Source organism: Rickettsiales bacterium, from assembly GCA_033762595.1.
Taxonomy (GTDB): domain Bacteria; phylum Pseudomonadota; class Alphaproteobacteria; order Rickettsiales; family UBA8987; genus JANPLD01.
On sequence record JANRLM010000050.1, the window covers coordinates 1 to 18,824 of the forward strand.

19 protein-coding genes and 1 rRNA gene are annotated in these 18,824 nt (G+C 36.5%); 10 read left to right on the forward strand and 10 right to left on the reverse strand.

The features are described 5' to 3' along the window. The 3 genes from SFT90_03960 to SFT90_03970 all read left to right on the forward strand — a co-directional run. A partial coding sequence (locus SFT90_03960; protein ID MDX1949639.1) for a hypothetical protein occupies positions 1-294 on the forward strand: 294 nt, incomplete at its 5' end. A 48-nt stretch (positions 295-342) separates the two neighbouring features. Next, positions 343-1,128, forward strand: coding sequence for a thiazole synthase (locus SFT90_03965; protein MDX1949640.1), 786 nt, complete (start codon positions 343-345; stop codon positions 1,126-1,128). 4 nt (positions 1,129-1,132) lie between these two features. Beyond that, positions 1,133-2,425, forward strand: coding sequence for a homoserine dehydrogenase (locus tag SFT90_03970; protein ID MDX1949641.1), 1,293 nt, complete (start codon positions 1,133-1,135; stop codon positions 2,423-2,425). A gap of 208 nt (positions 2,426-2,633) precedes the next feature. Here SFT90_03970 and SFT90_03975 read toward each other — a convergent pair whose 3' ends face one another. The 3 genes from SFT90_03975 to SFT90_03985 form a co-directional block, all read right to left on the reverse strand. Beyond that, a complete protein-coding gene (locus SFT90_03975) occupies positions 2,634-4,121 on the reverse strand; it encodes a sigma-54 dependent transcriptional regulator (protein ID MDX1949642.1) in 1,488 nt (495 codons plus the stop codon). Between the two features lie 290 nt (positions 4,122-4,411). Further along, positions 4,412-6,496, reverse strand: a complete 2,085-nt coding sequence (fusA, locus tag SFT90_03980; protein ID MDX1949643.1) for an elongation factor G — start codon at positions 6,494-6,496, stop codon at positions 4,412-4,414. Positions 6,497-6,855: 359 nt separating this feature from the next. Continuing rightward, positions 6,856-7,326: a hypothetical protein gene (locus tag SFT90_03985; protein ID MDX1949644.1), complete on the reverse strand. Its 471-nt coding sequence runs from the start codon at positions 7,324-7,326 to the stop codon at positions 6,856-6,858. A gap of 77 nt (positions 7,327-7,403) precedes the next feature. Here SFT90_03985 and hemW point away from each other — a divergent pair, with 77 nt between their 5' ends. After that, positions 7,404-8,585, forward strand: a complete 1,182-nt coding sequence (hemW, locus tag SFT90_03990) for a radical SAM family heme chaperone HemW (GenBank protein MDX1949645.1) — start codon at positions 7,404-7,406, stop codon at positions 8,583-8,585. On the opposite strand, the gene SFT90_03995 is transcribed toward hemW, so the two are convergent. Then, positions 8,580-8,747, reverse strand: coding sequence for a hypothetical protein (locus SFT90_03995; protein ID MDX1949646.1), 168 nt, complete (start codon positions 8,745-8,747; stop codon positions 8,580-8,582). The genes hemW and SFT90_03995 overlap by 6 nt on opposite strands. 392 nt (positions 8,748-9,139) lie before the next feature. Here SFT90_03995 and glnA point away from each other — a divergent pair, with 392 nt between their 5' ends. After that, positions 9,140-10,549, forward strand: coding sequence for a type I glutamate--ammonia ligase (gene glnA, locus SFT90_04000; GenBank protein MDX1949647.1), 1,410 nt, complete (start codon positions 9,140-9,142; stop codon positions 10,547-10,549). Positions 10,550-10,593: 44 nt separating this feature from the next. Next, entirely contained in the window at positions 10,594-12,018 is a 1,425-nt protein-coding gene (gene fumC, locus SFT90_04005; protein MDX1949648.1) for a class II fumarate hydratase, read from the forward strand. Here fumC and SFT90_04010 read toward each other — a convergent pair whose 3' ends face one another. The 3 genes from SFT90_04010 to SFT90_04020 form a co-directional block, all read right to left on the reverse strand. Then, the gene (locus SFT90_04010; protein MDX1949649.1) at positions 12,019-12,567 is read right to left on the reverse strand and encodes a demethoxyubiquinone hydroxylase family protein; all 549 of its coding nucleotides are present in this window, start codon (positions 12,565-12,567) and stop codon (positions 12,019-12,021) included. It abuts the gene before it with no gap. Between the two features lie 310 nt (positions 12,568-12,877). Then, a 16S ribosomal RNA gene (locus SFT90_04015) occupies positions 12,878-14,357 on the reverse strand. A gap of 489 nt (positions 14,358-14,846) precedes the next feature. Continuing rightward, positions 14,847-15,272: an EVE domain-containing protein gene (locus tag SFT90_04020; GenBank protein ID MDX1949650.1), complete on the reverse strand. Its 426-nt coding sequence runs from the start codon at positions 15,270-15,272 to the stop codon at positions 14,847-14,849. A 428-nt stretch (positions 15,273-15,700) separates the two neighbouring features. Between SFT90_04020 and SFT90_04025 the strand changes: the two genes are divergently transcribed. From SFT90_04025 to SFT90_04040, 4 genes are read left to right on the forward strand one after another with little or no spacing between them, the layout of a single operon-like run. After that, a complete protein-coding gene (locus tag SFT90_04025) occupies positions 15,701-16,288 on the forward strand; it encodes a hypothetical protein (GenBank protein MDX1949651.1) in 588 nt (195 codons plus the stop codon). Between the two features lie 15 nt (positions 16,289-16,303). Beyond that, positions 16,304-16,612 (forward strand): hypothetical protein, encoded by a 309-nt coding sequence (locus SFT90_04030; GenBank protein ID MDX1949652.1) that lies wholly within the window; start codon positions 16,304-16,306, stop codon positions 16,610-16,612. Between the two features lie 16 nt (positions 16,613-16,628). After that, positions 16,629-16,949, forward strand: a complete 321-nt coding sequence (locus SFT90_04035) for a hypothetical protein (GenBank protein ID MDX1949653.1) — start codon at positions 16,629-16,631, stop codon at positions 16,947-16,949. A gap of 34 nt (positions 16,950-16,983) precedes the next feature. Continuing rightward, positions 16,984-17,262, forward strand: a complete 279-nt coding sequence (locus tag SFT90_04040) for a hypothetical protein (protein MDX1949654.1) — start codon at positions 16,984-16,986, stop codon at positions 17,260-17,262. 41 nt (positions 17,263-17,303) lie between these two features. Here the strand turns inward: SFT90_04040 and ybeY are convergent, their stop codons facing one another. The 3 genes from ybeY to SFT90_04055 form a co-directional block, all read right to left on the reverse strand. Beyond that, entirely contained in the window at positions 17,304-17,798 is a 495-nt protein-coding gene (ybeY, locus tag SFT90_04045; GenBank protein ID MDX1949655.1) for an rRNA maturation RNase YbeY, read from the reverse strand. Continuing rightward, positions 17,788-18,591, reverse strand: coding sequence for a BON domain-containing protein (locus tag SFT90_04050; protein MDX1949656.1), 804 nt, complete (start codon positions 18,589-18,591; stop codon positions 17,788-17,790). Before SFT90_04050 ends, ybeY begins: the two co-directional genes overlap by 11 nt. Before the next feature lie 18 nt (positions 18,592-18,609). Continuing rightward, positions 18,610-18,824, reverse strand: a 215-nt coding sequence (locus SFT90_04055) for a YraN family protein (protein ID MDX1949657.1), incomplete at its 5' end; no start/stop codon positions are given.

Consider the following 18,824-nt stretch of genomic DNA (forward strand, 5'->3'; position numbering starts at 1 on the left):
GATGTTCTGATTGAAGTTCACGATGAAGCAGAGCTAGAAACCGCACTTAAAATGCGTTCCAAAATGGTTGGGGTTAATAATAGAAACCTCAAAACTATGGAAATCTCATTACAAAATAGCATAAATCTAGCCAAAAAAATTTCAGATGATTATATCAAAGTTTGTGAGAGCGGAATTTACACAAGTGATGATATAAACCTTATGATGCAACACGGCTATTACGCCTTCTTAGTTGGCGAAAGCCTAATGAGGCAGGAGGATATCGAAGGTGCGGTTAGAAAGCTGATTGATTAAAATCTGTAATTGCTCTATTAAAATTTCCAAAATTAAAATTTTTGAAAAATGACAGATTTTTTTGAAGTAGCTGGAAGAAAATTCAAATCTCGTTTGCTAGTTGGCACTGGCAAATATAAATCCCTGCAGGAAAACGCTGAAGCCGTTATTGCAAGCGGAGCTGAGATTGTAACCGTTGCGGTTAGAAGGGTGAATATTCATGAGAAAAACCAGCCAATGTTGCAAGATTTTATTGACCCTAAAAAATATACTTATCTGCCGAATACAGCAGGTTGTTTTACAACTGAAGATGCGGTTAGAACTCTCCGTTTAGCTCGTGAAGTTGGTGGCTGGAATTTAGTAAAATTAGAGGTTCTAGCGGATCAAAAAACTCTCTACCCAAATGTAGTTGAAACCCTCAAAGCCGCAGAAATTCTTGTTAAAGATGGGTTTGATGTTATGGCTTATACCTCTGATGACCCAATAATTGCCAAACTTTTAGAAGAAGCTGGTTGCTGTGCCATAATGCCACTTGGCGCGCCGATTGGCAGCGGGCTTGGCATTCAAAACCCTCTCAATATCAAATTTATAATTGAGCAATCTAAAGTGCCGGTTTTAGTTGATGCAGGCGTTGGCGTGCCTTCTGAGGCCGCTCAAGCAATGGAAATGGGCTGTGATGCAGTGCTTGTAAATACTGCAATTGCTGAAGCTAAAAACCCAATTTTAATGGCAGAAGCTATGAAACTTGCGGTAGAATCTGGCAGAAAAGCATTCTTAGCTGGCAGAATGAAACGCAAAGATTTCGGCGATGCCTCCTCACCAACAACAGGATTGATAAATAAAAAAATAGCTTAAACTTATGTCATCATCATTAAAAATTGCAATTGCGGGGCTTGGAACGGTTGGCTCTGGCGTTATGAAAATCCTAGCTGATAAGCAGGAAATTCTTCACAAAAAAACTGGCAAGAAAATTGAAATTATCGCAGTTTCTGCTCGTGATAAAAATAAAGCTCGTGATATAAATCTTAGTCATATTAAATGGTGCGATAACGCCCTTGAACTCGCTGAAATACCTGAAGCTGAAGCGATTATTGAGTTAATTGGTGGTGCGGAAGGAATCTCAAAAGAACTCGCTTTTAAGGCGATTAAAAATAAAAAACATTATGTAACTGCAAACAAGGCTCTGCTCTCAAAATATGGCGTGGAGCTGGCAAAACTTGCGGAAGAAAACAATCTTTATCTGCAATTTGAAGCATCTGTTGCAGGTGGAATTCCAGTAATAAAAACCATTAAAGAGGCTCTGCTTGGTAATAAAATATCCAAGATTTCCGCTATTCTTAACGGAACTTGTAATTTTATTCTTTCATCAATGTTTTTGGAAAATAAATCATTTGAAGATGCATTGCTTGAAGCTCAAAAACTCGGCTATGCGGAAGCTGACCCTAGCTTTGATATTGATGGTATTGATGCAAGCCACAAGCTTTCTATTCTCTCAGCACTAGCTTATTCTATCAAACCTGATGTAAACTCAATTTATGTTGAAGGCATTAGAAATATCTCTCTTAAAGATATAAAATATGCCCTGCAATTCGGCTTCAGAATTAGGCTTATCGCAACTTCTCTGACTCGTGAAAACGGCTTTATTGAGCAACGCGTTCACCCAAGCCTTGTGGCTCTCTCGCACGAAATGGCTTATGTTGATGGCGTACTTGGTGCGGTAAAACTTGAATGTGATGCCCTCGGCCCCCTTTATTTAGAAGGTGCTGGTGCTGGAATGATGCAAACTGCCTCCGCAGTGGTTGCAGATATTTGTGATATTGCGAGGGGAAATTTTTCCTATCCATTTTCAAGCCCAGCAAGCAATTTAAGCGATGCGAAATATTCCTCAATAGAAGATCATGAAGGCGAGTTTTATCTGCGTTTCAGCGTCAAAGATGAGGACGGCGTGCTCTCATCAATCACCTCAATTTTTAGTAATAATTCCGTAGGTTTTGAAAAAATTCACCAGCAATCCGCTGGTAATCAACAATCCGCTGATGTAGTTTTTATGACAAGAAATGAGAAGGAAAAAGCAATTTTATCTTCACTGAAAGAAATTCAAAAACAGAATTATCTTCTTGAAAAGCCAGTTATGATTAGAGTTGAGAGGTGATAATTATCGGTGTGTGCGTAAATATAGATATATAAAATTTCTGTATATTTATTTTTAGTGTCACCCCGCATTTATTGCGGGGTTAAACATAAAACAAGCTCAGAAGCTTGTTTAAAAACGCTTTCAACCATTAACCCCGTGACAAGCACGGGGTGACAATTTGAGATAAAGAACTTAAATCTATAGCCACCTAACAATACTATAATTATCACTCCCCAATCTCTTTTCTAAACTCAGATATTTCTTCAATAATTCCTTCATCAAGGCCATATTCTTTCATCTTACGATATAGAGTTGAACGACCTATTCCAAGCACTTTGGAAACTTTTGAAATATTATTATTATAAAAATGCAAAACCTGCTCAATGATATCTTTTTCATATTCAATCATTGATTTGAACTTGCCCGATCCATTACTTAGAGTTCCAACTATTTCTGAAATTTCTTGTTGCGGATTATTATTTGCAATAGAATTATTTGAACTAGAATTTTTTACATAATTATTGCTAATTGCACTTAATATTGTTTCAAAATCTTCAATTTTTAAGCGGTTTCCATCTGATAAAATTATTGCTCTAAAAATAGCATTTTCAAATTGCCTAATATTCCCCGGCCACCAATATTCTGAAAGAACATCAACTAATTTTGCATCACAATCTAAAATTTTTCTATTTTCTTTAGTGCAGATTTTATCAATAAAATGCTTGAGTAAAAGTGGAATATCCTCCCTCCTCTCTCTCAAAGCTGGCACTTGAACTGGATAAACATTTATACGATATAATAAATCCTCCCTAAACCTACCTTCCCTAACTTCCTCTTCAAGATTTTTATTTGTCGCAGAAATTACCCTAACATCAACCTTAATAGGGCTATTTGCACCAACTGGCTCAATTTCAAAATTTTGCAATACTCTGAGTAGCTTAGATTGAGCTTCTAAACTTAATTCCCCTATTTCATCTAGGAAGATTGTTCCGCCATCAGCCTCTCTGAATTTGCCAGCATTTTTATCAATCGCACCAGTAAATGAGCCTTTTTCATGACCAAAAAGCGTGCTTTCAATTAAATTTTGAGGAATTGCAGCACAATTAACCGCAATAAAAGGGGCGTTCTTTCTTAAGCTATTTGAATGGATTGCCCTTGCAAAAAGCTCTTTACCACACCCATTTTCACCGGAAATCAAAACCGGAATATTTGAACCACAAGCCTTGTAAGCAACATTAATTGCTTTTTTTATAGCTCGGCTATCGCCAATTATATCTGTAAAATCAAACTTATTATTGGCAAAACTTGTGAGTTTTTTAACCTGCTTATTTAAGCCAGAAAGCAAGCGAACATTTTCAATTGAAACCTTCATTCTCTCTGGCCCATCTTTTTTATCAAGGAAGTCTATTGCACCTTTTTTGAGTGCCTCAACCGCCTTTGAAACATCAGCGTGAGCAGTATTCATAATAATGGGTAAATCTGGCTTGATAGGGCAGATTTTATCCAAAACATCAAAGCCACTTAAACCTTTTGGCATTTGCATATCTAGTATAACCAAATTAATCTCAGCACCTTTTGGAGAAAGCAGCAAATCAATCGCCTCTTCACCGCTATTAACTGCGGTTACTTTATAATTTAGAATTTTCTGAATTGTTAATTGAATTGTTTTTAACTGAAATGGATCATCATCAACTACAAGAATATGATACGACATACTTATTAATCAGAAGTTAAATTTTTGCCTATATTATTCAACCATTGGTTTATAAGCAACAAATTTAACTAACCGCCCCCAAAAATTTATTACAATAAAATATCTATTGTAACTTTAACACAGCAATGGTTAACAGAATATTAATAGAAGATAAAATTTGAAATAAAAAAGCCCCGCATAAATTAATATAACGGGGCTTTAGAATCTCAAATCTTTCTGAGATCCAAGAATTTACATTGTAAATTCTTGGATGGCAAAATCCTAAGCAAGCAAATTTGCTTGCTAATGATTTATGCAACTTTTGCTTTTACTTCTAATGCGATTGCATTTGGAACTTGAGCATAATGAGCAAACTCCATAGTAAATTGAGCTCTACCTTGAGAAAGCGAGCGAAGTTGAGAAACATAGCCAAACATAGATGCAAGCGGAACTTTTGCGTTAATAACTTTCGCATTTCCCCTATCATCCATTGAGTTGATTTGACCACGACGAGAGTTAAGATCGCCTATAACATCACCCATATAATCTTCAGGGGTTACAACTTCAACTTTCATAATTGGCTCTAAAAGAACAGGGCCAGCTTTTTCCATAGCTTCACGGAATGCAGCACGAGCAGCAATTTCAAACGCTAACGCACTTGAGTCAACATCGTGATAAGCACCATCATTTAATGTAACTTTGAAATCAATTGTAGGATAACCAGCAATAGTGCCAGTTGTAGAAGCTGATTGGATACCTTTATCAACCGCTGGAATATATTCACGCGGAACATTACCACCAGTTACTTCATTGATAAATTCATAGCCTTCACCAGGTTCTTTCGGTTCAAAAATAACATTGATTTTCGCGAATTGACCAGCACCACCAGATTGTTTTTTGTGAGTGTAAGTAAGTTCATATCTTTTCGTGATAGTTTCACGATATGCAACTTGAGGCGCACCAACATTTGCTTCAACATTAAATTCTCGCTTCATTCTATCCACGATAATTTCAAGGTGAAGTTCACCCATACCTTTAAGGATAGTTTGACCAGTTTCCTCATTTGAAGAAACACGAAGTGATGGATCTTCAGCTACTAAACGAGCAATCGCCATACCCATTTTCTCTTGGTCAGCTTTTGTTTTTGGCTCAATAGCAATTTCAATTACTGGCTCTGGGAAATCCATTCTCTCTAGGATAATTGGCTTAGATGGATCACATAATGTATCACCAGTCGTAGTATCTTTTAAGCCCGCAACCGCAACGATATCACCAGCAACAGCTTGCTTTATATCTTCCCTGTTATTTGCGTGCATTAATAACATACGGCCAATACGCTCTTTTTTATCTTTTACAGAGTTCAAAAGTGCATCACCAGAATTTAATGTGCCAGAGTAAATACGAATAAATGTTAATGAACCAACAAATGGATCATTCATAATTTTGAAAGCAAGGGCTGAGAAAGGCTCTTTCTCATTAGCTTTGCGGCTCATAGCTTCTTCAGGGTTATCAACTGAACAACCTTGAACATCAGGAATATCAATTGGAGACGGAAGATAATCAACCACACCATCAAGAAGCAACTGAACACCCTTGTTTTTGAAGGCAGAACCAGTAAAAATTGGAACAAATTTCAAACCAATAGTTCCCTTACGAATAGCTCTTTTTAATTCTTCTTCTGAAATTTCTTTACCTTCGAGATATTTTTCCATCAAAGCATCTTCCGCTTCAACAGCAGTTTCAACAAGCTTTTCACGATATTCTTTAGCTTGCTCTTTCAAATCATCTGGAATTTCAACATATTCAAATTTAGCACCAAGCTCATCACCTTTCCAAACAACGCCTTTCATTTTCATAAGGTCAACAACGCCTTGCAAATTAGCTTCAGCACCAATTGGTAATTGCATTACAAGAGGGTTTGCACCTAATCTATCTTTAATCATTTCAACACAACGGAAGAAATTTGCACCAGTTCTATCTAGCTTATTCACAAAGCACATTCTAGGAACGCCATATTTATCAGCCTGCCTCCAAACCGTTTCAGATTGCGGTTCAACACCTGCAACACCATCAAACACTGTTACAGCACCATCAAGAACCCTAAGTGAACGCTCAACTTCAATAGTGAAATCAACGTGACCAGGGGTATCAATAATGTTAATTCTATGATTATTCCAGAAGCAAGTTGTTGCCGCTGAAGTGATTGTAATTCCACGCTCTTTCTCTTGCTCCATCCAGTCCATAGTGGCAGCACCTTCGTGAACTTCACCAATTTTATGAGATTTACCAGTGTAATATAAAATACGCTCTGTAGTGGTTGTTTTTCCTGCGTCAATGTGTGCGCAAATACCGATATTACGATATTTTTCAATAGGATATTTCTGACCTGCTGACATAATTTTTACTTTGTTTTGTTGTTGATTGTAGGTTCTAGGGGCTAGGTTCTAGGGGTTAGGGATAAATTATATTGCCCAAACTTCTAGAACCCAGAGCCTAAATTTCTAGCTTGAATTAATGCAAACAGAAAAAATATGCAAGTTATTTATTGAATGAAATTTTGAGAGTGCTTGCTAAGCATAGATTTATCCACCTAATCACAAATTGTCACCCCGCATTTATTGCGGGGTTAACTATAAAACTCGCTAAAAACTTAAAGCTAAAAACTCTCTCAACCATTAACCTTTTGACAAGCACGGGTTGACAATTTGTGATTAAATCTATGTTTAGTGAATACTTACAAATTTGAAAGGGCTCTTTATGGAATTGTAATATTCTCATCAAGCTCTCTAGAGGTATTTGCATTTGGTTGATCTTGATAACAATCATTAGGAGCATTCAAACCACATCTTACGCCATAGTTTATAGGGCTCATATCTAGAAGTTTTGGATTATCAATGCCTTTATAAACATAGGCTGGAAGTTTAAGATAATTTGAATTTACCGATGGTAAATTAAGACTTTTCAAAACTTTATTTAAGGCTCTAATTGCGTTTACAGCATCTTTTGGGTTTTCATCAAAGTTAAAAGTTTGACCATTTTGATAATTTTTGGCAAAAGCTTTCAAAACTGATTCTTTATAGGCTAAATCCTTTTCTGCATTTGCTTGAACATCGCTCAAAATAGCATCAATAACAGATTGAAGATTAAAGCTTTGAGCGTTAGATTCTGATGAAACAAAAAACACACTGAGCAAGAAAACTAAAAATACTTTTTTAACTGAATTCATTTTACTAAAATTTTCTTTTGATTATATCAAAACTTACTGATTTTTCAATGATTTCATAGATACAAAGACAATATTTAATGAACTCAAGCTTTTACATTCATTGGCCGTTTTGTGAAAAAAAATGCCCATATTGTGATTTCAACAGCCACGAACGAGATAATATTAATTATCAAGACTGGGAAAACGCTTACCTTAAAGAAATAGATTATTACGCAAATATTCTCAACCCTCAGTTAAAAATTACCACAATATTTTTTGGTGGCGGAACACCAAGCCTGATGAAGCCTAAAACCATTGAAAAAATTATTGATAGAATATCCCAAAAATTCAACCTTGAAAAAAATGCAGAAATCACTTTAGAAGCCAACCCATCTTCCTCAGAGGCAGAAAAATTCAAGAATTTCAAACTCGCTGGAGTCAATAGAATTTCTATCGGCGTTCAATCTTTTAATGAAGAAAATCTAAAATTTTTAGGGAGAAAACATAATTCATCACAAGCTATAAATGCCATAAAAATGGCAGGTAAAATTTTTGATAATTTTTCTTTTGATTTAATCTACGCACTTCCAAACCAAAACATTAATAATTGGCGACAAGAACTTGATTTTGCTTTTGAATTTGGCTCGCCTCATTTATCGCTTTATCAATTAACAATTGAAAAAGGCACTGATTTTTACGGGCGTTATAAACGCAAAGAATTCGCCTTACCTAACACCGATATTCAAAATGATTTATATAATTTAACAATTGAAAAAGCCAAGAAAAACGGGCTTCTTCAATATGAGATTTCAAATTTCTCTCGCAAGGGTTTTGAATCAAAACACAATATGAATTACTGGCAATATGGCGATTATATCGGCATTGGTGCTGGTGCGCACGGGCGGTTGCTAAATGGAAACTGGAAACTAGAAACAGGAAATTCAGCATCAAACCTAAAAACTCAAACGCTAAATATTCACTCGCCTGAAAAATGGCTGGAAAGCATTAAAAAAAATAATCACGGCCTGCAATCCAAAACAAAACTAACTTTTGAGCAACAAGTTGAAGAATTTGTTTATATGGGCTTAAGAGTAAAAAAGGGTTTTAGCTTCAAAAAATTTAATCATTTCGCAGGGAAAAATTTTGAGGATTATTTTGACAAAAAAATCATAGAAAATTTGATTGAAGCAAAATATCTTAAAATCTCTAATGATAGGGTAAAGCCAACTAATGCAGGGCTTTTACTTCATAGGGGAATTATTCATAAGCTGTTTTTATAAATTCATTTTATTCACAAAAGAATTAATCGCAGAAAGTAACGCACAGAAAATTATCCAAGCTAAAAAATTGATATTAAAAACCTCTTTGAAAATCGCAAAAGCACTGCCGTAAATTGCTATAAACCAGATTATAAAATTTATGATGAATGATTTTATTTTCATTAATTAAATATGAAATTTGCTTCAACCACAGGTTTAATATACTCAACCTGTGGTAGTTTGTCAAATTTCTCATTCATTGATTATAATTTATTCCAAAAAAGGTATTGTTAGGTATAGATAGATTTTAATTAATTTCTGTAGTTTTTTCTCTTTAGTGTCACCCCGCATTTATTGCGGGGTTAAACATAAAACTAGCTCATAACCTAAGGTTTATAAGTAATTTCAACAATTAACCCCGCAATAAATGCGGGGTGACAATTCTTGGTTTAGTAGCTTATATCTATATTTACCTAACAATGTCCCCAAAAAAAACAAAATTTCATACTTGCGTGAACTCAACTTATTGCTATATATCTAATCCCGTTACTTATAACTTTTAACGGGTCTAAATTATGTCAAACGCTGAAAACGCTCTCAAATTTATCAAAGAAAATAATATTGAATTCATTGATTTTCGCTTCACTGATACTAAAGGAAAATGGCAGCACACAGCCTATCATTCATCAGAAATTTCAGCTGATACCTTCGTTGAAGGCGTTATGTTTGATGGCTCATCAATTGCTGGCTGGAAGGAAATCAACCAATCTGATATGATATTAATGCCAGATGCAAATACTATTTCGCTTGATCCCTTTGCTGCCCAACCAACTGCAATTTTATTCTGCGATGTGATTGAACCAAACACAGGGCAAGGCTATGAACGCGACCCTCGCTCGACTGCTAAGCGTGCGGAAGAATATCTCAAATTCACTAAACTTGGTGATACCGCATATTTCGGCCCTGAATTAGAGTTTTTTGTGTTTGATAATGCTCGTTTTGATGTCTCCTCTCACGGCAATTTTTACTCGCTTGATTCAGAAGAACTTCCAACAAATTTTGGCACTGAATATCCGAATGGAAATATGGGCCATAGGCCTCGCGTTAAGGGCGGTTACTTCCCAGTTCAACCGGTTGATCACTTAAATGATATTCGTGCAGAAATGGTTTCTGTACTTCGTCAATTTGGGGTGAATAGCGTTATTCATCACCACGAGGTTGCACCTGCACAATGCGAGCTTGGAATTACCTTTGGCACGCTTATTGAAATGGCAGATGCAGTTCAAAAATATAAATATGTTGTGCATAATGTGGCACAATCTTACGGCAAAACTGCAACTTTTATGCCAAAGCCAGTTAAAGGCGATAATGGCTCTGGAATGCACACTCACCAATCAATTTGGAATAATGGCAAACCACTTTTTGCTGGTAATGGTTACGCTGATTTATCTGAAACTGCACTTTATTACATTGGCGGAATTATCAAGCACGCTAAGGCTTTGAACGCATTCACTAACGCTTCAACAAATTCTTACAAGCGTTTGATACCGGGTTTTGAAGCACCAGTTTTACTTGCCTATTCAGCTCGTAACCGCTCTGCATCTATTAGAATTCCTTATTCTGCAAGCCCTAAAGGCAAAAGAATTGAAGTTCGTTTTCCTGATCCAACTGCAAATCCATATTTCTCATTTGCGGCGATGTTAATGGCTGGAATTGACGGAATCCAAAATAAAATCCACCCTGGTGAAGCTATGGATAAAAACCTTTATGACCTTCCACCAGAGGAATTAAAAAATGTTCCAACCGTTTGCGGTTCACTTCGTGAAGCGTTGGAGGCTTTAAGCAAAGATAGGGAATTCCTCAAAAAAGGTGGTGTTTTCACTGATGATTTAATTGATGGCTATATTGAGCTTAAAATGAAGGAAATTTACGATATGGAGCACACTCCACACCCAGTTGAGTTCCTTAATTATTATAGCGTTTAGTTTTAGTATTAAAGAATTATCAAAACTAATTTATTTTTATAACCATGACAAAACCATCAACAATTAATCACCAAGCATCAACCAATTTTCGCAGTGAATCTGATACATTCGGGCCAATAGATGTGCCGAGTGATAAATATTATGGCGCACAAACAGCTCGCTCCCTTATAAATTTTGCAATTGGAAAGGAGAAAATGCCCCCTGCCCTCGTTCGCGCATTAGGAATTGTAAAATACGCAGCTGCACAAGTTAATATGGAGCTTGGCGATTTGGATAAAAAAATTGGTGATGCTATTTGCAATGCTTCTAAAGAGGTTTTTGAGTTAAAATTGCTTGAGCATTTTCCACTTTCTGTTTGGCAAACTGGCTCTGGAACTCAAACAAATATGAACACGAATGAAGTTATTTCAAATCGTGCGATTGAAATGCTTGGCGGTGAAATTGGCTCTAAAAAACCGGTTCACCCTAATGATCATGTTAATATGGGGCAAAGCTCTAATGATACATTCCCAACTGCAATGAATATCGCGGCAGTTGAGCAGATTAATAATAATCTAATTCCGGCTTTGTATCAGCTTCACAAAGCACTTGATGCAAAAGCAATAGAATTCAAAGATATTATCAAAATCGGTAGAACCCACACCCAAGATGCAACCCCAATGACGCTTGGGCAGGAATTCTCAGGCTATGTAACTCAAGTTGAATATGGCTTGGAGAGAATTAAAAACGCTCTACCTCGCCTCCTTCAGCTTGCACAAGGTGGCACTGCAGTTGGCACTGGAATCAATACTCGTAAAGAATTTGGCCAAAAATTTGCTCAAAAAGTAGCGGAATTAACAGGCTTCAAATTTATTACTGCACCCAATAAATTTGAGGCTTTGGCTGCAAATGACGCTATCGTTGAAGCATCTGGTGCGTTAAATACTATTGCAGTTAGCTTTATGAAAATAGCAAATGATATTCGCTTTCTTGCTTCTGGCCCACGCTCTGGCCTTGGTGAGTTATCATTACCAGAAAACGAACCGGGAAGCTCAATAATGCCGGGAAAAGTGAACCCTACGCAATGCGAGGCTTTAACCATGATTTCCGCACAAGTGATGGGTAATAATGTTGCTATTTCTATCGCTGGCTCAAATGGACATTTTGAATTGAATGTTTTCAAGCCAGTTATGATTTATAACCTGCTACAATCAATTGAATTACTTGCCGATGGAGCGAGAAGTTTTACTGATAAATGCGTTGTTGGAATTGAAGCTAATAAAGAAAGAATTTCAGAGTTAATGGCACAATCTTTGATGCTTGTTACCGCTCTCAACCCTCATATTGGTTATGATAATGCAGCAAAAATTGCAAAAAACGCTCACAAAAAAGGCTTAACACTTAAGCAATCCGCTTTAGAACTAGGGCTTGTTAGTGATGCTGATTTTGATAAATGGGTTATCGCAAAAGATATGATTGAACCGAAATAATTAAATTTTCTTTGCAACTTTTATTGCAATTTTACTGATATTTGAAACGGCAAAATGAATTAGCGGATATAGCCGAGATGTGCTTGCACCCTCAGCTTCCGATGTTTCTTTATGCTCAACTTCTTCACATCTGAATTTTTCAATATCATTTTTTAGAATATTTAAGGTTTCATCATTTTCTTCAGAAGAAAATTTTTCTATTTCTAAAATTTGCTCTTGATAATGCTTATCTATAACTTCTTCAACCGCAATAGTGCATGCATAAGCGGATTTTTCACCTAGTTTCGCAGTTATATAACCAAGTGCAAAACCGCCAACATGCCATAATGGCGAGAATAAAGAAGGGCGAGATTTCCTAATAACTAATTCTTTTTCAAAATATTTTAGATGCTCAAGCTCTTGGGCGAGCATATGTTCAACTTTTTTATAGGCATCAGGCGAATTTTTTAAGGCAGCTAATTGCCCCTCATAAATTCTTTTCGCACCATATTCACCCGCCAAATTAACGCGAACTAACTCATCTAAAAATATTTCTTTATCAGTTTTCATAATTTTTATAGGTTTTTCAATTTGCTATCATGAGCATAGCGAAAGATCTTAAAAAAGAAGTCGAAATCAAGAGATTTCTTCACCCACTTAATCTTGTTCGCGATCACAAACAATATATAGAATCTTAACTTTACTCAGAGTAAAAATAAAATTTACACTAAACAAGTATTGTAAAAAAGGAAGTTAAAAAAATGAAAGGTAAATATCTACATTATCAGGAAATGAAGGACAGCGGGTTAGTTAATTATTATGTATAATGATTAAAGTTACAGAACTTAACCCGAAGGAAAAGTTAACCATAACAAATCTTTAAGGAGGTAATCCAGCCGCTCCTTCCGAAACGGCTACCTTGTTACGACTTCACCCCAGTCATTGATATTACCGTGGATGTCTGCCTCTTTGCAGTTAGCTCAACAGCTTAAGGTAAAACCAACTCCCATGGCGTGACGGGCAGTGTGTACAAGACCCGGGAACGTATTCACCGCGGCATGCTGATCCGCGATTACTAGCGATTCCAACTTCATGTAGTCGAGTTGCAGACTACAATCTGAACTGAGGGAGATTTTTGAGATTAGCATCTTCTCGCGAAGTAGCGTCCCATTGTAGCTCCCATTGTAGCACGTGTGTAGCCCACCTTGTAAAGGCCATGATGACTTGACGTCATCCCCACCTTCCTCCCGCTTGTCACGGGCAGTTTCCTTAGAGTTCCCGACATTACTCGCTGGCAACTAAGGATGAGGGTTGCGCTCGTTGCGGGACTTAACCCAACATCTCACGACACGAGCTGACGACAGCCATGCAACACTTGTCTCCTAACCGGCCGAACCGAAGCCCCTCTATTATAAGGGACGCGTTAGGGATGTCAAAAGGTGGTAAGGTTCTTCGCGTAGCTTCGAATTAAACCACATGCTCCACCGCTTGTGCGGGTCCCCGTCAATTTCTTTGAGTTTTAATCTTGCGACCGTACTCCCCAGGCGGAGTGCTTAACGTGTTAACTGTGTCACCAGATAAATCTGACAACTAGCACTCATCGTTTACGGCGTGGACTACCGGGGTATCTAATCCCGTTTGCTCCCCACGCTTTCGCGTCTCAGCGTCAGTAATGGTCCAGATGGTCGCCTTCGCCACCGGTGTTCCTTCCAATATCTACGAATTTCACCTCTACACTGGAAATTCCACCATCCTCTACCATACTCAAGAAAAACAGTTTCAAAGGCAATTCTAAGGTTAAGCCCTAGGCTTTCACCCCTGACTTGTTTTTCCGCCTACACGCGCTTTACGCCCAGTAATTCCGAGTAACGCTTGCCACCTTCGTATTACCGCGGCTGCTGGCACGAAGTTTGCCGTGGCTTATTCTGTAGGTACCGTCATTATCTTCCCTACCTAAAGAGCTTTACAACCCGAAGGCCTTCATCACTCACGCGGCATGGCTGGATCAGAGTTTCCTCCATTGTCCAATATTCCTCACTGCTGCCTCCCGTAGGAGTCTGGACCGTGTCTCAGTTCCAGTGTGGCTGATCATCCTCTCAGACCAGCTACAGATCGTTGCCTTGGTAAGCCATTACCCCACCAACTAGCTAATCTGCCGCGGGCCCATCCTATAGCGATAAATCTTTCCTCCGAAGAGCGTATTCAGTATTACTCCCAGTTTCCCAGGGCTATTCTGAACTATAGGGAAGGTTCCCACGTGTTACTCACCCGTCTGCCACTCCCCTTGCGGGGCGTTCGACTTGCATGTGTTAGGCCTGCCGCCAGCGTTCACTCTGAGCCAGAATCAAACTCTCAAGTTTAGAAACTTAGAATTTAATTCTCTCAAGAATGATTTAACATTCTCAAAAAAAATTACGAAATTTCGTTCGTTGCACGTACATGTAAAATATACATAAGTATATTTAGTAACTAAATTTATGAAGACTTTCACAAAGTTAGAATTTGCTATGCAAATTCGGCAACGCAAAATTAACTAACTCCGCTGTCTTCATTTCCTGATAAACGATATTAAAAAGCTTCGATGATTTTTTTGAAACCCTCATCGTGAAGGGAGCTATCTTATAGCTATAAGTTTTTCACTCGTCAATAGATATTTTAATTTTTTTTATTCCCTCTACAACTTAGGAAAAGCAAGGACTTCAAAAGAAATAATATTTTTTATCAAAAAATAATTTCAAAAATTTTTGAAAAAAATTTATTTTTTTAGCTAGTAAATGTTTTTTCAGAGCTCAGAGTTAGGTTATCTAGTTTCCAGATTCTAGTTTCTTGCAACCCCTAAGCCCCAAACCCTAATAATCGCCACTCATCTTACAAATTATATCCCAATGATTTTTTGAAACTGATTGCACAGAAAGCCTTGTATGCTTTAATAAGCTTATATCTTGCAAAGATTTCACTTGTTTAATTTCTGATAGAGTTACTGGCCTTTTGAATGATTTAACTGCCACAACATCAACCACAACCCAAGGAGAGCCTTGCTCTGCGGTCGGATCTGGATAATATTCTTTTACAATTTCAATTATGCCAACAATTTCTTTTCCGATATTTGAATGGTAGAAAAATGCCAAATCACCCTTTTTCATCGCCATAAGATTTTTCTTGGCAAAGTGGTTACGAACACCGCTCCAAGCCTCACCTTTTTTTTTGCCTTTTTCAACTTGCTGTTGCCAGCTCCAGCTATCTGGCTCTGATTTTAACAACCAATAATTTTTCATATAACTTTTATTTTTTTAAGCACTTAATAATATTTATAAAATTATAAGCATTCAGCAAGTATAGATTTAACTAATTAACCACAGATTGTCACCCCGTGCTTGTAACGTGGTTAAAGAATTTAATACGATGCTTCATTCCCGCCCCGTGTCAAGCACGGGGTAAACTCCAGCGGCAATCTATAAAACAAGACTGGATACCCGCTTTCGCGGGTATGAAGTGTATGCGGTTGAATGATGCCAATATTTAACTAACCAAATGGGGGTAACACTATAGAGAAAAATAGCATAAAATTTATAACGACACAGCATATTGAAAAGCACCTAAAAATTTATATAAATTAATATTGCCTTTTAGTTAAAATTATGTTAATTTACTATTTAATTAATTAAATTTGAGTTTTTCAATTTAACAAAACTAAAGGAGTTTTATGAAAAAATATTTAATCGCAACCGCATTATGTTTAGGAGTTATTTTTACAGCAGAGAATTCTTTTTCGCAGACTACTGGAGAAACCATTGGAGCTGGAGCCTGCCAAGGAGCAAGGCGTGCATTAAATGAGTGTGCTAAGGCTCAAAAAACTACATACAGGGAAATTATGAGGAGAGAATTGGGTGAAGCAAGGGCAGAAAGACAAACTTGCAATCAAGGTGTAAAAACAACTAGCATTGATTGCAATAACACTGCTAAATCTGCAAATACTACCTGCTTACAAAATGCAACAGATGCAGCAGCTAAAGCTGCTTGCAGAGATACACTTAAAGCCGCTAGAGATACTTGTAAAAATAATGCTGCCACAGCAAGGTTAGGATGTACAGAAACATTTAATGCAGCAAGTGCAGCAGCTAGAAATCAATATTTTACTGATTTATACGGAATTCCAGGTTTAGTTCAAGATGCAAATGGCAAATGGGTAAAAGATCAAAGTGTAATTAAAAGTTTTGTTAACCACAAAATCAAGCAATGCTCAAGCTATGTTCAACCAGTTAGAACTTTGTGCAATATTATCCTTGATTAAATTAAAATATTTCAAATGAAAAAAACTCTTAAAATTTTAACCCTTACTTTACTATTAACTGCATCTTCGGTTGCTATGGCTCAAACGCCTCCACCAGTGCCAACCTGCCCTGCTTTAGAAAAGTTAAATGCAGGTTCGGCAAGGACTAAAGATTGCTCAACGATTACTGATACAAAAAGAAAGTGCAAATGCGAAGCAGATAATGTTAGAATTTTAGCTTTGTATGAAATTAGAAAGCAAGAAGCACAATTTAGATGCGAAATGAGAGATGCCAAAAAAGCAATTAATGACACCGCAAAAACAACAAAAGCAAGTTGCACTTAAATAATATTTTGAATTAATGAAGAAGTTTTTAGCGGTAAATTTTTTGATTTTTTTTCTGCTTGTTCAGAATGAAGCAAACGCACAACTTCAGATTCGACCCATTAGGTCTATGTGCGGTGCATTAGATAGGATATTATCAAGAAGCCCAAATTTAAGAAATTGCTTTGTTTTAGAATCACAAAAAGCAAAGTGTAAATGTGAGGCGAGCAACCAGAGAATAACTGCATTCTATCAATTTAGGGTGCAGCAAGCTCAAATGAATTGTGATATTAATATTGCAAAGAGAACAATTAGAGATGCTGAGAGACAAATTAAATCTCAATGCACAGGCGATTAAAAATTACTTACTAACAAAATAAAAAAGAGGTTTTATGAAGAAAACATGTTTAACTCTAGCTTTAGGATTTTTACTTTCCTCTGGCTCTGCTTTTGCACAATGTGCTTGCACAGGAAATGGTGGATATACTTACACCCCTAAAGCAGCACCAGCGGCAAAAGCTTGTGGTAATACATCAGCAAAAAAGGATTTTTCTTGTAATGTAAGAAATAGGGTTAGAGGTGAGGTTCATAATTTTAGACAACAAGCCGCAGAAGCATCTTGTGCAGGTAAATGCGAAATACAAGGATATACACCCCCTGCTACACAATAAAATTAGTTTATAAAGATTTAATTATTAAGCCTTTGTATAATTTACAAAGGCTTTTTTATTTTGAGCGTCTTAAGAATTTTACCTTCTAGATTTTCCATAATTTCTGCATCACTATCATTTCTCTCATGATCAAACCCTAATATATGCAAAATTGAGTGAATGAATAAATGCGTTAAATGATTATAAAAAGGTATATTTTGTGTTTCACTTTCTTCAAAACATTTTTCTAAACTTATAATAATTTCCCCGATAATCTGTGGCTTTGGCAGTGCTGAAAATAGTTTTTTATTGCCTAGATATTTACCATTATAAAATTCTAAAAATGGAAAAGATAAAACATTTGTAGGCTTATTTTTCTTACGATATTTCCTATTTATTTTCTTAATTTCTAGATTATCGCAAACAAAAATTGAAACCTCGCAACCCTTAAAAAACTCAAGCAATTTTAGCTCTGCAAGGGTAGCATTTAGAGATTTTTTAGAGATGGATAATAATTTCCTGCGAGAAATTTTTTTGGAAGATTTTTTATCTATCACCCATTCTAATTGAGCCGGGAAGAGTTGGCATATCATCTTCTATAACCTCATAAGGGTTGTTGGAGTTGTTAGAGTTACTTTGTTGAGGAGCATCAGTTAAGCTAGGCTTCCTGACATTAACTTCCTCAACCTGCTGATAAGTAACGCTATCATAAGCATCTTCATCAGAGATTATTCCAGATTTTTTGAGTGGGTTTTTCATTTGGATTTGCTGATCTTTCAAGCGAATATAGCTTACCACTTTTTTAACACCAGGCACTTGTGCGGCAGTTGAAGCAACAGCTTGAAGCTCAGATTTATCCTTTGCAACGCCAAGCAAATAAACAACTCCATCAACCGTTTCAACTGAGTAATTTGAAGAAGAAATATTTTTACTAAATAAAAGCCTAGATTCTACCTGCGTTGAAATCCAGCTATCTTTTGCTAAATCTTTGGTGCTGAATTGGTATTTATCAACCACTTTAATTTGGTTAAGAACTTCTTTCACACTACTTAAACTCCAAGCGATGTTTTCCGCTTGAATTCTCGCTTCTCGGCTTGGAACATTACCAGCAAGAAGCACCCTGCCCTCAACTGAATTTACGCTAACATTTGTAAATAATTCTTTATATTTTGAAGTTAGAAAAAGGGCATCTAATTTTGTTTCAATTGCTTTATCACTAATTGCTCCACCGATTCCTCGTTCTTGCGAGGCTGAATAACCAAGCACACCTGCACCACCCATAATTATTGCAGGCACGCATGAAGTTGCAGAAAATAAGGATAATAAAATTATAAGTGATTTAATTTTCATAATTTTTTTGCGAATATTTCAAAAAAAATTCCAAGCATTTTTAATGTGTTTGAAGGATATAGCAGAGTTAAAAATTATCAAGTCAAAGCGTAAATTATATTCTGAATATTTATTATTTTTTGTTAAGAAATATCTTGAAGCATCAGAAATTCTTTTCATTTGATTTGAAGTTATAACTTCATTTTCAGATTGGTTTTTTCTGGCTTTAACTTCAATAAAAACAAGGGTTTTGC

Coding starts and splice junctions, on each gene's coding strand:
- fusA (MDX1949643.1), bottom strand. CDS start 6,496: ATGTCAGCAGGTCAGAAATATCCTATTGAAAAATATCGTAATATCGGT.
- fumC (MDX1949648.1), top strand. CDS start 10,594: ATGACAAAACCATCAACAATTAATCACCAAGCATCAACCAATTTTCGC.
- SFT90_03970 (MDX1949641.1), top strand. CDS start 1,133: ATGTCATCATCATTAAAAATTGCAATTGCGGGGCTTGGAACGGTTGGC.
- SFT90_04020 (MDX1949650.1), bottom strand. CDS start 15,272: ATGAAAAATTATTGGTTGTTAAAATCAGAGCCAGATAGCTGGAGCTGG.
- hemW (MDX1949645.1), top strand. CDS start 7,404: ATGAACTCAAGCTTTTACATTCATTGGCCGTTTTGTGAAAAAAAATGC.
- SFT90_04050 (MDX1949656.1), bottom strand. CDS start 18,591: ATGAAAATTAAATCACTTATAATTTTATTATCCTTATTTTCTGCAACT.
- SFT90_03975 (MDX1949642.1), bottom strand. CDS start 4,121: ATGTCGTATCATATTCTTGTAGTTGATGATGATCCATTTCAGTTAAAA.
- SFT90_04025 (MDX1949651.1), top strand. CDS start 15,701: ATGAAAAAATATTTAATCGCAACCGCATTATGTTTAGGAGTTATTTTT.
- SFT90_03965 (MDX1949640.1), top strand. CDS start 343: ATGACAGATTTTTTTGAAGTAGCTGGAAGAAAATTCAAATCTCGTTTG.
- SFT90_04030 (MDX1949652.1), top strand. CDS start 16,304: ATGAAAAAAACTCTTAAAATTTTAACCCTTACTTTACTATTAACTGCA.
- SFT90_04035 (MDX1949653.1), top strand. CDS start 16,629: ATGAAGAAGTTTTTAGCGGTAAATTTTTTGATTTTTTTTCTGCTTGTT.
- glnA (MDX1949647.1), top strand. CDS start 9,140: ATGTCAAACGCTGAAAACGCTCTCAAATTTATCAAAGAAAATAATATT.
- SFT90_04010 (MDX1949649.1), bottom strand. CDS start 12,567: ATGAAAACTGATAAAGAAATATTTTTAGATGAGTTAGTTCGCGTTAAT.
- SFT90_03995 (MDX1949646.1), bottom strand. CDS start 8,747: ATGAAAATAAAATCATTCATCATAAATTTTATAATCTGGTTTATAGCA.
- SFT90_04040 (MDX1949654.1), top strand. CDS start 16,984: ATGAAGAAAACATGTTTAACTCTAGCTTTAGGATTTTTACTTTCCTCT.
- SFT90_03985 (MDX1949644.1), bottom strand. CDS start 7,326: ATGAATTCAGTTAAAAAAGTATTTTTAGTTTTCTTGCTCAGTGTGTTT.